Source organism: Acinetobacter sp. TY1, assembly GCF_048551395.1.
Taxonomy (GTDB): Bacteria; Pseudomonadota; Gammaproteobacteria; order Pseudomonadales; family Moraxellaceae; genus Acinetobacter.
The window spans coordinates 53,784-69,113 of sequence record NZ_JBLYZK010000014.1 but is presented as its reverse complement, the minus strand read 5'-3'; the positions used below and the strand labels follow the sequence as shown (position 1 = coordinate 69,113).

Below are 15,330 nucleotides of genomic sequence, written 5' to 3'. Positions count from 1 at the left end.
AATACGTTAAATCACAGAATAGAGGAAACAGGTTGTTTTTATATTTATAATCGGTTTTTTGAATTTTAAGACGGTTTAAAAAACTTAAAAGCCAAATATAAACATCCTAGAACTACACAAACGACTCAACACTGCACACATAATCTTACATAGCTTTAAGAAAAAATTAAGAAAGCGGTGCTGAAATCAATGTAATGATTCAATAATCATTGCTATCTATTTAGTCAACATATAATGAAATAAAACGGATGAGACCGATATGAAAATTGAATTTGTATTTGATATTGTTTATCCCATGAGTTACGTTGCTTTTGAAAAGTTAAAAAAACATTGGGATCAAGCAACAGCAAATAAAATTGAGCTCCTCCCTGTACAAGTCCTTCCTGAAATTCCAGAAGAAGGTTTAAATGTTTACCAATATTTAACTGAAAGATATGGTTCTAAAGAAGCCAATCGTAAACTAGATATGGCAAAGTTTGCAGCTTATAGTGAAGACTTAACGGTTGATGTTGAGCATATGAAACGTATGCCAAACAGTCGCTTAGCACACCAGGCAATTCTCGCACTGAATAATAATTTTGACAAATTTGCACTGACACAAGCTATTTTCCATGCGGTTTTTTCACATGGTAAGGATATTTCCAACCCTGAAGTTATGAGAAGTATTATTGAAGGTATGGGCTTAGATGGTACTAAAATTTTACGCTCAATTCAGCACCAAGAAATAGCCGATAAACAAGCAGAAATTACTCAATATGTGCAAAGTCTCGGTAAGCATCCAACACCCTATTATATTGTGGATGGGCAAATTCAAGATGAAAGTTTCTCAACGCTCGATTTAAAAAAATTGCTTGTTGCAACAGCTTAAAATACTCGTTGTTTAATGACTAAAAAAGCGAGGAGATATATTTATTTTCCTCGCTTTTAATAATATTTTTTGATTAAAAATGATTATATTATTTAAGACTGACTTATAACGAATTCTTCATTTGTTCACCAATACGCTGTATCCGAGCTGCTAATCGTTGGCTTAAAAAGTAAAGAATCACGCTCAATACAGCAAAAATTGTTGTGATTACGATCAAAATAGATTTTACTCGATCTGACCAAACTTGTGCACGATTCACCACAGCATCAATCGACTTTGCTATAGGGGTTTCAGACTTACCATAAAGTTGGTGCTGAATCGCCCAAAGCTGTTCCGCCTTAAAACCATATTCTAAAAAATGCGGATCTGTGCGTTCTGCTTGAACCAACTGTGTATTATATGCCAATGCGACATCTCGATCAGATTTTCCATGCATCAGTGCTGCTTGAGCCAATAAATATGCCTGTACGGTTGGTTTAGTTTCAGTTTTTTGCAAGTAATCATATAGCTGGCTTTGCTGAATATTATCTTTATATTCAATCATTTTTTGAACTTGGTTATCTTCATCATCACGCAAGTCATACTGTACATACGTTAAACCTGACCATAGCACAATAAAAGCGATGAGCCACCCAATAAATTTCAGTATGAATGACTGAAAACGAATGCGGAAAAATTTGATTCTTTTTAAAAATGAAATAGAGATAAATGCGCCAATAAAGGACACCACCATTTTCAAAAAAAGCCAACCAAACCATGAAAGTAAATTCCAAACATAATCAGGCTGATGTAAAAACGCTTTTAAGTCACCATCAACAGCAAATGGAATATGTAATTGCCGAATCTGTTCACTTACTCCAAACCATTGATAAATAAAATCTTGTTGTACATAAAGCGATATTGCACTGAAAATTAGGGCTGTACAACTCACAATCGCCATGACCATGATATGATTGCGACGGCGTTGTAAAACATGTAAACCTGTTTCAATTTGTTGTATTTGAACAGGATCATGCTTATTTTTCAGTGTCTGATAATCAGCCAACTTATTTTATACTCCTCAAAAACATAATTAAAATTATAGACTTATATTCAAGATTTACCTGAAACATTATCTAAAACCAATTGTTGTAAATTACCTTGTAATGCTTTAATTCGCACTGCGGCTTCATCTCGTTTTTGCATGCCTTCTTTCTGAATCTGAATTACATCATTAACTGTTTTAATTAAGCTGTTCTGTACATGTTCAAGCGTTTCTATATCAATGACTGAACGCTGATTGGCTCTTGCTGTATCAACAGAATTTTGATGCAGTAAATCTGCATTACGTTTTAATAATTCATTGGTCGCATCATCAATCGTATTGGCAAGTTGAACACTATTTTTCTGTTCTTGCAGTGAAATTGCCAAACTAATTTGGTTTTTCCAAGCAGGTAAAGTAATGTTTTTAATCGCATAAAATTTATCAACCAGCATTAAATTGTTAGATTGAATAATGCGAATCATCGGCAATGTTTGCATCGCAGATTGTTGTAGAATCAATAAATCACTCACTCGTTTTTCCAAATTATTGGCTAAGTGATTTAGGTCATAAATTTTTTGCCCTGTCTGCTGATCTTGCTCTTGTGCCGTTAATGCCGTAATTTCCTGTTGAATTTCCTGCTGTTTCAATTTACCCGCAGCAGCATAAATTCCGAGTTGTTTATACTCATCTTGTACACCATCAAACATTTTATCGAGTGTACCAACACGCGTTTTTAAACCATTTTGCGAACTTTCAATTTCTTTTACTAAAGTATCAATCTGCTCTTTGGTACTATTAAAATTCTGGTCAAAACTTTGCTTTGCACCTTTAAATTTATTAAGTAAACCACCTAAAAAGCCACTATTCTTCGATTTATTTAAAATACTTGACGTATTTAATTGTTGCGCAACCTGTACAACTTCATTGAGTTTTTGCCCTGTAGCATCAAGGTCTTTATTTTTCACCATGCCCAACAACTCATCGGTATATACAGATGTCCGTGTCGCAATTCCCTTACCGTATTCTGCAACTGCTGTCGGATTCATATCTGCAAGCTCTTTGCGTGCAGTCATGACATCGGCATAATCTGTTTCCTGCAACCCCATTTCTCTAAGGCTGAGTTGTTCAAATCTTTGTTGTAGTTCCATTGACTGCTCAACAGGAAGATTCTGCTTTTGATCTGACATTTTTTCGCCCCTAATTATATTTTAATGATGTACTTAAGTTTTTGATGTCGCTCGATCCAAAGAATCTTGCAGTGTTTGAATCAACTTTTCTCGACTTTTATCAAGTTGAGTCTGAGAATATTGTTGATGTTGCTGGCTTTGTTGCACATGATATTGCCATGCAGGAATCAGTACCTGCTCTGCCTCTTTAAAACGGTCAAGTAGGCTCATAGACAATTGTTGTGTCAATATCATTTGCGACATTGCAATATCATTGCTCGCCTGTAAAGTCTGCAAAGTATTAATTTTTTTAGATAATCGCTCAGCAAAATTATCAAGTGGATGTCTTGTTTTGATAAATTGTGGATATTCATCTAAAAATTCTGAAGCAGCCACAATATATCCTGCCATTTGTTCCCGATAACCTGTGGCTTGCAAAAACTTAGTCTGTGATTTCTGAATTTCCAATTGTAATCGTTGTGACAAAACACCCGCTTCTTTCACCAACAGATCAAGATCCTGCATATATTTAATTTTTGCTGAACCAAACTCAAGATCAATGCCTAACCATTTTTGTAGCACGTTAAATTTTTTATTTTTCATTACCTTTGTTGAATTGTTCAATTGAGTAACAATTTGACCAATAACCTGCCCCAATTGCTGATTTAACTTTGGGTCAATGCCATTTAAAACAACAGCTTGTGCTTGCACAATTTGATCGGCAAAATGATTAAGGCGCATTTGATCATCAAGTAATGGAACAAGATGATGGCGTTTAATATATAAGAGATGATCCGGATCAATATTTATCTGATCAAGTGGAATCAAAGCGGTCATAGCAATGCTTATTCAATATACGAATTTATATTATTTTTATATAAGGCTCAAATCAACAAATTGCAAATAAAAACATGCTTTTGTGCAAAATCACTACAATTCTATTTCCCCGACTTAAAATCAATTTATAAAAAAGCCAATGATCGAAATCATTGGCTTTCTTTAACTCACAATAACCATTTAAATCAGTTATGGAAAAAATTAACTCTTGACTTTTTTAGGCTGTAAAAACGGCGCAAACCAATCAAACTAAATAACCCTAACAGACCTAATATACCCGTTGCACCACCACCGCTACGTGCGCTTGGTGTAGATGCTGAATTACTCAATGTGACCGTTGCTGTATTTGAAACCAAACCATCAGCATCATAAACCATATAGTTAAATTTATAGTCAAATGGATCTAATGTATTTTTGATTTGTACGGTAATTTTCCCACCTAAACAGGTTAATTTTTTATCATTACCTGGACATGGACCACTACGTTCAGCAGTAACCGCCACAGGATCAGGCAAACTTGAAATGCGAATTGCCAAATCTTGACCTGCTGCATTTAAATAATAACGTGATTTATTGGGGTTATTTGACAACTGACTGACTAGGCCATCCCCATCATCATTCGTTTGATCGAGTAAATTAATATCAATTTTTTGATCTGTACCATGTTGAATGTTAAAGTTCGCATCTTTTGCAATTGGTGCAATATTAATAAAATTTGCAACGATGTAGGCACTTGAACTCTTCACAGGATTAGATCCTTTCATTGTCAAAGTATATTTACAGAACTCATTATCACCTGTCGCAGTAATGAAATCATCTGTACGATACATCAGAACCTGTTTCAGTTCCTTATTCCATTCACAGCGCAAGGCAGGATCAATTCGTCCAACAAACTGTTTTTTCTCATCCAATTTACCTGTGCCTAAACTTTCAACTGTAACATCATAATTTTCTGTCGTTAAATGCTTGATCTCGCGCCCTCCATCAGCACGAACAGCCTCATCAGGTAAATTAAGTGCAAATGGGTCTATAAATAAGGTTCTATATTTTTGATCTGACTTGGTATTATTAAGTAAAGTATTATAATTATTCATCATAATATTATAATACGGTAAATATTCAGGGTTCGTCTCTTTATTATCAATTAAGCCTTTAAACGTATCATATTCTTTTTGGTAGTTATTTATAATTGGTACAACAGATGTATTTATTGTTGCCAAATCCGTTGCTGTTAAACTTAGAATTTCTGTAGAACCAAGATCACAACTCGTATCAGTCGTATCTCGATTTAAAATACGTGTCATACCACGCTGATCTGTTCCAGCACATCCTGTAGAACCAATATCGACAAGATCTTTGTCTGTATTTAAATTTTTAAGAAAATACATCGGCATAAACGCTGTATATTCTGTAGGTGTCTGTAGCGTACTGAGCACGGTATCTGGGTTAACATCACTGACATCAACCAAAGTCTTTTTAACTTCATCTGTAAGAAGTTCTTTGGCTGTTTCACATTGATCATTATCACTTGCAAGTTTTATAGCATTATAAATATTAAGGAAGTTACTCCCTTTCACTTCTGTAACATCACCATCTGCATAACGACAAGATTTACCACCTTCATTAAAAGCAAGAATATTGTATTGTACTGACTTAATACCCCGTGAATTATACAATAACGTAGAAAACGCATTATTTTTAACAATGGTATTATTCACTAAAGCCAAAGATGCACTCGGACTTAGATTAATAGCTTTTTCAGGTGTTTTTGAGCTAAATTGAAAAATTCGACCTGACTGTGCATTTGCAATGTTATTGGTAATTGTATTTGCAGTAAATATAGCTGTTGGCTGACCACAGAAAGTCATCGTACTTAAACTACTACTTGAGCCATTCCCCAAAATACTAGCACCCGTTATATTAATCGTTCGATTTGTATATACAAGGTTATCATTACACGTCATTGCCAAGACACTACCTTCGGTTGCGTCATTACCCTGAATAATTCCACGATTAATTGTTAAACCCGTGTCAATATCATTGAGAAAAATTGCACCACCAGATTTTGCTTTTGAATTTAAAATCTGTACGTTAGTTAGTACTGATGTACTTCCCAAATATAAAGCACCACCTGTATCTGAAGAATAGCCATCTTTTAAAATTATATTGGTTAAATTCAAAGCAGGTTTTTTTAAATTTGTCGTATTAAAAATACGTGACTTCCCTTGTCCACTAATCGTGGTTTTAAGTGCAGTTATTGCAGGAAATGTATTTGTTAATACATCCGCTTTACGATAATTAGCAGGTAATTTACCTAAAATTGAAAGCGAAGAATTGGGTTGTAATTCACGTGTCAGCTTATACTCACCCTCGTCAAGTTGAATAACATTGGTCATTGAAGCATCAACTTGCCCAACAGGACAACCTCCATATGCTTTATGCGTAGAAGCAGCCGTTACTGCCTCTCGTAAAGAGCATTTTTCAACATTTTCCCCATCTTCATCATCAAAAGTTGTGACGTAAATGGTTTTATCTTCAGCTGCCATCAGTGACATCGTTGATAAAATTGCGAGTGCGAGTATTCCTTTTTTATAGTTTTTCATCCTGAATTCCTACTATTTTTTAAACCTACGGAAACCAACCAAACCGATTAATCCAAGTAGTGCAAAAATACCTGTACTTCCACCTGATGTTTTTACTTTTTTATCTTCAAAAGTATTCGGCGGATCCTGAACGACTTTCGCAGGTACTTCAATATAAGGATTTCTAGAATCATTGAAACGTGTTGTAGTCGTTACCACTAAAATATTAAATTCATCTGCACCATGCCAATTTCCATTAGGCACATAAGTGATGTCACCTTCCTGCGTTATGCTGAGAGCTCCTTTTGATGGTGTATTCGTTTGTACAACTTTAAGACAACCAGGCAACCATGTTTTACCTTGTGGATCGAGCTCACTCCCCATAATGACTTTACATTGTGCAGGTGTAATTAAGTCTCCATCTTGCAATTGATCTGCTAGCGTAAATTTCGCTATCTCACCATAAAAGATATCTTTACCAACACTCGTAGTTGTTGTTTTATCGACTACAAGCTCTATTGCACCACGATCACATAGCTCAACACTACCTGGTCTTGATAAACCACGTTGATCGGCAGTAATACAAGACATCAAATCACTACCCGTTTGAGGTCCTTTATTGACAATCAATGAATCCGCTAATGTTGTGTAGTTAGTCAATAAGCGCGGTCTAAAATAACCTAAAATCGTTTTGTCTGACTCAGCAAAAGGACACAGTAAGCCATCTGAATTGACATCACACTTACCTTCGACACTCGTGCCAGCAATTAAATTTGCCGTGCCAATCAGTTGTGATGCACTGCCTGCACAGCCCACTGAGTAAAGGTTATTACTAATTTTATTGGCTTCAGCACCCGCAATAACACGACAATCTTCTGTACCATTTTTAGCCAAAATACTATTTACTACATAAGCATTTTTAAATGGTGCATTTATAATTAAGCCTTTCGTGTTCATGACCATCGTAATGTTATTGACCATCATTCCATCCATGACTTTGATGGTATAGCCTTTATTACTAAACATAGTTGTATTAATCATGCCACGCCCTGAGGTCGTGCCAATGTTATTACTTGTCTTTTCATCAAAAGCCTGTTCACTTTCAAAAAGGCTTGCATCTGCATTCTTTACTTCATTATCACGAACTACTGAGTTCGTCACAATAAACTGTGGCATGACACTATAGATCACACCACCTTGATTTGCAGTATTGCCGCGAAGTAATGAGTTTGTGACTCCAACGCTACTTAATGGCTTACTTTCTGTGTATGCACCTGCGTTATAAATTGCTCCACCTTGTCGTGCCTTACCATTCAATAACTGAGCATATTGCAGCAATATATTTTCTTTGTTAAAAATCAAGCCGCCTTGATCTGCACAACTGTCTTGATCACAACCATTTAAAGTAATTTCATTCAATGAAGCTGTAATTAGACTGTCTTTATCTGTCACTTGATCGAAATTTGGTGCGAGCGTACGGTCAATCAAAAAAATACGATCTTTACCTGCCATTTTAATAACAGCATTATTTTTACCTAAAAGTGAATCTATAGCTGCATTTTCATAGACAGATTTAATTAAGAGAGGCTTAGAAATCGTCAATTGACTATTGATTTTATATTCTGACTTTCCGACCAATTCAATGATGCTTGATGCATCTTTACCACCGCAACCATTATATCCCGCCTCAGGCATCCCCTGATTGATATATGTAATTGCTTCACGTAAAGAACATTGTGCATCCGCCTTTACAACATCTTCTATTGTATTGACCGTAATATTTGCACTATAAGCATGCCCTGTAATACACAATAATCCTAAGCTTATGCCCCGTTTGAGCATTATCGTCTCCTTGGTTTATTTTAATTATTTGAGTCGCAGCCCAAAAAACAGGCTTTAATCCTTTTCGCGTACTTTGTCACAGCTCAATAAAATTCTCAAGAATTTTTAATTACTGTCTGTATTCATCAATCAAGGCATAGATTTGTTTTAAGGTTGCATTTGACAGTCTTGTCTTTTCACCCTTAAGTAATTTTTCTAAACGATCAACCGATTGCAACAGTGTACTGGTTTGATGTGGTCCATGTAATAGCAAATATTCCGTTATCTGTGGGTCAAAATGTACACCCCTACGAACCAATACTGAATTTAAGAGTGCTTGACGATCTGCATGTGAATGACCAGCTGGCACTTTTACACTTACTGCTTGGGTTAATCGAGATTGTAAATCGGGTAATTCAAGTTTTAATTCGATGGGTGCTACACGTGATGAGAAGACTAATTGACCACCACCTTCATTATTATTATTAATTAAATGAAAAACTGCTTTTTGCCAATGTGGCACACCACTAATAGCCTCAATATCATCTAATGCGACTAAATCATAGCGTTCAAGTGAAGTAATTGCTTCAATAGGAGCATCAAGTAATTCAAGCAATGAAACTTTTATTGCCGTTTTTCCTATTTCCAAATAGGAATCACAAATTGCAGAAAGTAAATGGCTCTTTCCTGTACCTGCACCCCCATATATATAGAACCGATCCATTAATCCTGTATGAAGCTGGCGGATTGCATCAATTACAGGTCCCCATCCGGGTCCAGAAAAATCACTAATTCTAGCATCCAGTTGAGGCTCTATATCCAACTGCAATTGACGCATATATTTATTTCATTCCTTAAAGTGGATCTTGATTTGTTTTTACCTTTTCATCTGTATCTTGCGTGTTTTTAATTTCAATATCAAGGTCAAGCTGTTCACTTTGTACCGAAATCAATTCACTCGCCCCTTGGTTATGCAAAGTGACTGTTGTCGGTTCAGACTGAAAAAATGGCGTTTTTTCATAATACTCACGAACATGCTTGAGTAGTACAACAATGACAGCGGCAACAGGAAGTGCGATAAGCATTCCAACAAAACCACCTAGCTGTGCACCTGCAAGTACAGCAAAGACCACGGCAACTGGAGATAAGCCAATTTTATCGCCCAATAAAAATGGTTGTAAAATATAACCTTCAACAAGTTGTCCAACCCCAAATACAGCCAACACCATCAATAGATGTTTTGGATCCATACCAAATTGGAAAAAACATGCAATCACAGCAGCAACGATTCCAACACCAAAACCTAAATAAGGAATAATGCTACATAATCCTGCAACCATACCAATAATTAAACCAACTTCAAGTCCAATCAGTTGCAAACCCACGGCATAGATAATACCGAGGAGAATCATCACTAAAAATTGTCCTTTTACAAATGCACCTAAAACACTGTGACATTCACTGACAATTTTTAATGTACTTTGTTTATATTGACGTGGGATGAGTCCTTTCATGCTTTGCAACATGCGGTTCCAATCCAACATAAAATAGAAGGCAATCACAGGAATAAGCACCACTATGCCGCCAAGTTGAATAAAGCTTAGACCTGATTGGGCAATTTTGAGTGCAAGAGATTGGACGCTGTCAACACTATAGTTGGTTTGCACATAATCCATAATGACCTTAGACATCTGATCAGTATCAATTTCCATGTGTTCAACATTAAATGTTTGGGATACCCAAGGTAAAAGCGTTGAGTTCACCCAATGAATACCTGCGGGAATACTGTCGCGGGCATACATAAGCTGTTTCCAAACCAAGGGAACAAGGAACCACATCGCCCAAGTGATCACAACACCAATACCTATAAATACAGTCGAAATCGCCAACCAACGTGGTAGAAAACGATCTAGTTTTTCTACAATTGGACTAAATAAATAAGCAATTAAAAATGCAGCAACAAAAGGTACAACAACAGGTTTCAATAAATATAAAACCCAAAGCAACAGAGCAATGCCTGCAAGGATGAAAATTCGTTTTAAAGTCCGATCGTGCATCTAATCACGCCTTTTTCAGATTTAATCATTATAGAAAGTAAAATATTTAAATAAAGATAGCATTTTAGTGCATAAATAACATAAGAGTTTCGTATATTCGGGTATAATCTCCGCGCCAATGCGGAGACTTCAAATATGAGCAACTCATCTTCTACCCCAAACACTGGTTTAAGCTATAAAGACGCAGGTGTCGACATTGAAGCGGGCGACGCATTAGTCGATCGAATCAAATCAGTCGCTAAACGCACAAAACGTCCTGAAGTAATGGGCGGCCTAGGCGGCTTTGGCGCACTGTGTAAAATCCCAAAAGGTTATGAAGAACCTGTTCTTGTATCTGGTACAGATGGTGTCGGTACAAAATTACGTTTAGCACTTAACTTAAACCGTCATGACACAATTGGTCAAGACTTGGTTGCAATGTGTGTAAATGATCTACTTGTATGTGGTGCTGAACCATTATTCTTCTTAGACTACTATGCAACAGGTCACCTAAATGTCGATGTTGCTGCCAATGTCGTAACAGGAATTGGTGCGGGTTGTGAACTTGCAGGTTGTGCATTGGTCGGTGGTGAAACTGCTGAAATGCCAGGTATGTATGAAGGCGAAGACTACGATCTTGCAGGTTTCTGCGTAGGTGTCGTTGAGCAAAGCAAAATTATTGATGGTACTAAAGTAAAATCAGGTGACGTATTGATTGGTGTAGCTTCTTCAGGCGCACACTCAAATGGCTACTCTTTACTTCGCAAAATTCTAGACGTGAAAAACGTCGACCTTACACAAATCGTTGATGGTCGCCCACTTGCAGATGTTGCAATGGAACCTACTCGCATTTATGTAAAATCTATTCTTGAGTTGCTTAAACATGTAGATGTTCATGCAATGGCGCACATCACAGGTGGCGGTTTACCAGGTAACTTACCTCGTGTACTGCCAAATGGCGCTCAAGCAATTGTCAATGAATCTTCTTGGGAATGGCCAACATTATTCCAACTTCTTCAAAAAGAAGGTGGTGTTGAACAGTTCGAAATGTATCGCACATTTAACTGTGGCGTAGGCATGGTTCTTGTTGTGGATGCAACTGAAGCTGATAAAACTGTTGAACTTTTAACAACACTTGGCGAAAAAGCATGGGCAATGGGTCACATTGTTGACAATGCTGAATCTGTTGAAGGTGCTGATGAAAAAATCCGTGTGATTTTTGCATAAGCCTAAGTCAAGAAAATGATTAAAATTGCTGTCCTCGTTTCAGGCAGTGGAAGTAACCTACAAGCCCTGATTGATGCCAATCTTTCAGGGAAAATTGTCGGTGTTATTTCCAATAAGCCTGAAGCCTATGCTTTAAAACGTGCGAAGCAGGCAGGTATTGCCACTGCAATTATTGAGCATAAAAAATATCCAAATCGTGAATCATTTGATGCTGTAATGCATCAACAATTGCTTGATTGGGATGTTGATTTAGTGATTCTTGCAGGTTTCATGCGTATTTTAAGTGCTTCATTTGTACAATCTTGGCAAGGTAAAATGGTGAATATTCATCCTTCTCTTTTGCCGAATTACAAAGGTATGCATACCCATCAACGTGTGTTAAATACTGGCGATGTGTTGCATGGTTGTACTGTACATTATGTAACTACTGAACTTGATGCAGGTCAGGCTTTAACACAAGGTGTGTTAAAAGTCGGCTTACATGATACTGTAGAAACTCTCAGTAATCGCATTCATGTACTTGAGCATTTAATTTATCCTCAAGCCATTGAATGGATTTGTAATGGTACGATTCAGCATTTAGACAATGGTGACGTTCACTACAAAGGTCAAAAACTCGATAAACCTATTCAGTTTTGTCAGTTTTAAGATTCTATTATCAATAAAAACGCATCTTAGGATGCGTTTTTTATGGAATAGGTTGAATAATGAAATGTCACTTAAAACAGCCCAGTTATTTAAATCAGGCTGTTTTTATGAATTATAACTTATTGAAATAATTAAACGAATATAGCTTATTTCCTATACGGTGCATTCTATTAGTTTTAGAATTTTTTAAGAGTTTATAAAACAGTTATACAAAGCAAAATATCTATAAACTTCGCTTTTTAAGTCTTTAAATCAAATTTTTAATGCATCTAAATCTTCATCAATTGCAGTTTTTAACCCTCTTCGCTCAAGCCATTTTCTTCCCCAAAGACTTAGCTCCAAAATCAAGTGATGCAATTCTTTCCCCTCTTCACTTAGTGAGTATTCCACTTTTGGCGGGACAACTGGATACACCGTCCGAATCACCAAACCATCTTCTTCTAACTCACGTAATTGTTTAGTAAGCAATCTTTGATTAATACTGACCAAATGACGTTGTAGCTCACTAAAGCGTAAAGTTCCATCTTTAAAAAGATGAAATAGAATAACCCCTTTCCATTTCCCGCCAAGGATATGTAAAGCAGCTTCCATTGAGCATCCGGGTGCAGAATCGTAGTTACGAAGTTTGGTCATAATAATTTATGGTTACCTTTTGGTAAGTAGTGGAATATTTTTAGCGTATAAACAATTTTTATTAGTATGTACCATTATTGCAGTCAAATACAAACTCTATTAGGAAAACAATGTCAGCTCTTTTATTTCACCCCATTACCATCCGAAATACTGTATTTAAAAACAGAATTGCAATGTCTCCAATGTGCATGCACTCAGCAACAGTAGATGGCTACATCACTGACTTTCACATTGTTCACTATGGTGCACGTGCTTTAGGTGGTGCAGGTCTGATCATGCTGGAAACTGCTTCCGTATTACCCAATGGTCCAATCGGTCCGGGTGATATTGGTATTTGGGATGATCATCATGTCGAAGGTTTAAGTCGCGTGATTGAAGTAATTCAACGTTTTGGTGCGAAAGCAGGTGCTCAACTCGGTCATGCGGGTCGTCAACTAGGAATTGATTTACCCTCTATTGCACCTTCTGCCATTCCTTTTACGGCTGAATCACGTGTTCCACAAGAAATGAATATTGAACAAATTCAGGAAGTAGTTGAAGCGTTTCGTTTAGGCGCAGCGAGAGCAAAAAAAGCTGGCTTTGATGTCATCGAAATTCACTGTGCGCATGGTTATTTGCTCAATGAGTTTTTATCGCCACTCGCAAATAAACGTACTGATCTTTATGGTGGGAGTCATGAAAATCGCTATCGTATCGTTCGAGAAGTGATTGATGCAGTTCGTAGTGAATGGGATGGACCATTATTCTTACGAATTTCTTCAACCGATTATGTTGAAGGTGGTAATACACCAAAAGATTTTCTGATCTATGCACAATGGATGAAAGAACAGGATATTGATCTTATTGATTGTTCATCAGGTGGTATTGCGATGGTTCCAGTCAATACTTACCCAAATTATCAAGTGCCTGCTGCTGAATTGTTGCGTAAAGAACTCAAGATCATGACGGGTGCGGTGGGTCTGATTGAAACAGGCCGTCAAGCAGAAGAAATTTTACAAAATGGGCGTGCAGATATTATTCTTGTTGGACGAGAAATGTTGAAAGACCCGTTCTGGGCACGTACAGCAGCGGATGATTTGAAAACAGAAATTGTAGTTCCACCACAATATACCCGTTATGGTTCTGCATGGCAGCGTAGCCTTCCTCGACCAGAAGTAGCACCTTTGAATATTTCAGTTGAAAAAAGTGCTTAAGCTAAAGTAAATTGCATAAAACCCTGATTTTTAATCAGGGTTTTTGTACAGTTATTTCCAAATAAAAAAATCTTATAAATACATTTAATTCTTTTTTAGGCAATTCTGACAAATTTCGGAACTAAAAAAACGACATTTGAAAAGCTTTTTGAGAAGCTCCTTGCGGGAAAGAACGCTACATCAGAACCAATTTTTATCCATTAGAATTTTTCATAAATCACAACACATTCGCTGCAAAACTCACTAGCTTTCTAACTCTATCTGTTTCAGCAAAACAGATATCATTTTCTAAATCAAATTCAGTAACAATTATCTGTTGAGGCCAAAATGGAAAAATCCCTGAAAAAATATCATTATTTATTTTTAAATTATTGAATAAACTCATTCAACATATCCTTAAATAATCATTTATTTTGAATTAATGTTTTAACCAATTCAACCGTTTCAGTCGGATGCTCCAAAGGAAACATATGTCCTCCTTGCATCACTACATAAGGAATACCAAGTTTCTTTTTGATTACCTGAGGCAATTTCTGCTTAATAAAGGGACTGTCTTTTCCAGAAACCAAAATCGTTGGGACTTTAGGCTTTGGCATTAGAAGCCAATATAGAGTCGAATTGGTTCTAAAAATTTTAACTTCATCATCACGTGAAATGGTCAATTCAACCCCACCTCGCCTAGGATCTTCCGTTAGTGCATATTTGATATAGTCTTGAAAACAGGTTTCATCAAACAATTGATAAAAACCTTTTGGACGCAATAATTCAGCCGCTTGCTCACGTGAATCCCAATGATCACGGCGTTTAGCACTTAAACCTGCAGGCGTAATTTTATCTAACATTTTGGGGTGCAAATATTTCATCAACATCATCACAAATGAGGCTTTGCCCACAATCAATGGAGGGTCGAGTAAGATAACTTGTTCAAATAGTTCAGGTCTTTTATTAGAAGCCAACAAAGACAAAACAGCCCCTAAAGAATGACCAAGTGCAATAACTTTACGACCCTGAGCTTGCTGTACAATACTATCAATCACTTGATCTGCTAAACACGTCCAACCGTTTGTAATTGGATAACGATGATCAGAACCAATAATTGGTGTATAAATCACATCATATTGTTCTTTCAATAAATCAAATAATTTACTGTAAACAAGTGCAGGCACACCATTGGCATGTGCAAAATGAATTAAAGGCTTATGACTCATATTTTTAATCTCTTCATCCATCTTTTTACATTACAGTCTTCATTGAACACATAGATCACTCAAATATTAAAGCAAAAAAAATTGCGG

General features: G+C 36.5%; 14 protein-coding genes. 4 read left to right on the top strand and 10 right to left on the bottom strand.

The genetic code is table 11. The features are described 5' to 3' along the window. The first annotated feature begins 259 nt into the window (after positions 1 to 259). Positions 260 to 868 (top strand): DsbA family protein, encoded by a 609-nt coding sequence (locus ACK2M2_RS10060; RefSeq protein ID WP_409511075.1) that lies wholly within the window; start codon positions 260 to 262, stop codon positions 866 to 868. 103 nt (positions 869 to 971) lie between these two features. Here the strand turns inward: ACK2M2_RS10060 and ACK2M2_RS10055 are convergent, their stop codons facing one another. The 7 genes from ACK2M2_RS10055 to cxpE form a co-directional block, all read right to left on the bottom strand. Further along, positions 972 to 1,913 (bottom strand): hypothetical protein, encoded by a 942-nt coding sequence (locus ACK2M2_RS10055; protein WP_409511074.1) that lies wholly within the window; start codon positions 1,911 to 1,913, stop codon positions 972 to 974. A 47-nt stretch (positions 1,914 to 1,960) separates the two neighbouring features. Continuing rightward, complete coding sequence (locus ACK2M2_RS10050) at positions 1,961 to 3,079, bottom strand: toxic anion resistance protein (protein ID WP_419348018.1); 1,119 nt, start codon at positions 3,077 to 3,079, stop codon at positions 1,961 to 1,963. A gap of 33 nt (positions 3,080 to 3,112) precedes the next feature. Beyond that, positions 3,113 to 3,895 (bottom strand): tellurium resistance protein, encoded by a 783-nt coding sequence (locus ACK2M2_RS10045; RefSeq protein ID WP_409511072.1) that lies wholly within the window; start codon positions 3,893 to 3,895, stop codon positions 3,113 to 3,115. 185 nt (positions 3,896 to 4,080) lie between these two features. After that, positions 4,081 to 6,498, bottom strand: coding sequence for a CSLREA domain-containing protein (locus tag ACK2M2_RS10040; protein WP_419348015.1), 2,418 nt, complete (start codon positions 6,496 to 6,498; stop codon positions 4,081 to 4,083). A gap of 12 nt (positions 6,499 to 6,510) precedes the next feature. Further along, positions 6,511 to 8,319, bottom strand: coding sequence for a rhombotarget A (gene rbtA / locus ACK2M2_RS10035; protein WP_419348012.1), 1,809 nt, complete (start codon positions 8,317 to 8,319; stop codon positions 6,511 to 6,513). A 109-nt stretch (positions 8,320 to 8,428) separates the two neighbouring features. Beyond that, positions 8,429 to 9,136: a DnaA regulatory inactivator Hda gene (gene hda / locus ACK2M2_RS10030; protein ID WP_409511069.1), complete on the bottom strand. Its 708-nt coding sequence runs from the start codon at positions 9,134 to 9,136 to the stop codon at positions 8,429 to 8,431. A 16-nt stretch (positions 9,137 to 9,152) separates the two neighbouring features. Then, on the bottom strand, positions 9,153 to 10,355 hold the full coding sequence (cxpE, locus tag ACK2M2_RS10025) for a chloramphenicol efflux transporter CxpE (protein WP_419348009.1): 1,203 nt from the start codon (positions 10,353 to 10,355) through the stop codon (positions 9,153 to 9,155). Positions 10,356 to 10,490: 135 nt separating this feature from the next. Here cxpE and purM point away from each other — a divergent pair, with 135 nt between their 5' ends. Both purM and purN read left to right on the top strand, forming a co-directional pair. Beyond that, the gene (gene purM, locus ACK2M2_RS10020; protein WP_419348006.1) at positions 10,491 to 11,561 is read left to right on the top strand and encodes a phosphoribosylformylglycinamidine cyclo-ligase; all 1,071 of its coding nucleotides are present in this window, start codon (positions 10,491 to 10,493) and stop codon (positions 11,559 to 11,561) included. Between the two features lie 15 nt (positions 11,562 to 11,576). Then, positions 11,577 to 12,209 (top strand): phosphoribosylglycinamide formyltransferase, encoded by a 633-nt coding sequence (purN, locus tag ACK2M2_RS10015; protein WP_409511066.1) that lies wholly within the window; start codon positions 11,577 to 11,579, stop codon positions 12,207 to 12,209. 252 nt (positions 12,210 to 12,461) lie between these two features. Here the strand turns inward: purN and ACK2M2_RS10010 are convergent, their stop codons facing one another. After that, positions 12,462 to 12,842 carry a winged helix-turn-helix transcriptional regulator gene (locus ACK2M2_RS10010; protein ID WP_419348002.1) on the bottom strand — a complete coding sequence of 127 codons (381 nt, stop codon included), beginning with the start codon at positions 12,840 to 12,842 and terminating at the stop codon, positions 12,462 to 12,464. Positions 12,843 to 12,952: 110 nt separating this feature from the next. Between ACK2M2_RS10010 and namA the strand changes: the two genes are divergently transcribed. Then, positions 12,953 to 14,035, top strand: coding sequence for an NADPH dehydrogenase NamA (namA, locus tag ACK2M2_RS10005; protein WP_419347999.1), 1,083 nt, complete (start codon positions 12,953 to 12,955; stop codon positions 14,033 to 14,035). A 217-nt stretch (positions 14,036 to 14,252) separates the two neighbouring features. Here namA and ACK2M2_RS10000 read toward each other — a convergent pair whose 3' ends face one another. Both ACK2M2_RS10000 and ACK2M2_RS09995 read right to left on the bottom strand, forming a co-directional pair. Further along, positions 14,253 to 14,420 (bottom strand): hypothetical protein, encoded by a 168-nt coding sequence (locus tag ACK2M2_RS10000; RefSeq protein ID WP_419347997.1) that lies wholly within the window; start codon positions 14,418 to 14,420, stop codon positions 14,253 to 14,255. A gap of 19 nt (positions 14,421 to 14,439) precedes the next feature. Continuing rightward, on the bottom strand, positions 14,440 to 15,243 hold the full coding sequence (locus tag ACK2M2_RS09995) for an alpha/beta fold hydrolase (protein WP_419347994.1): 804 nt from the start codon (positions 15,241 to 15,243) through the stop codon (positions 14,440 to 14,442). Between the last annotated feature and the right edge of the window lie 87 nt (positions 15,244 to 15,330).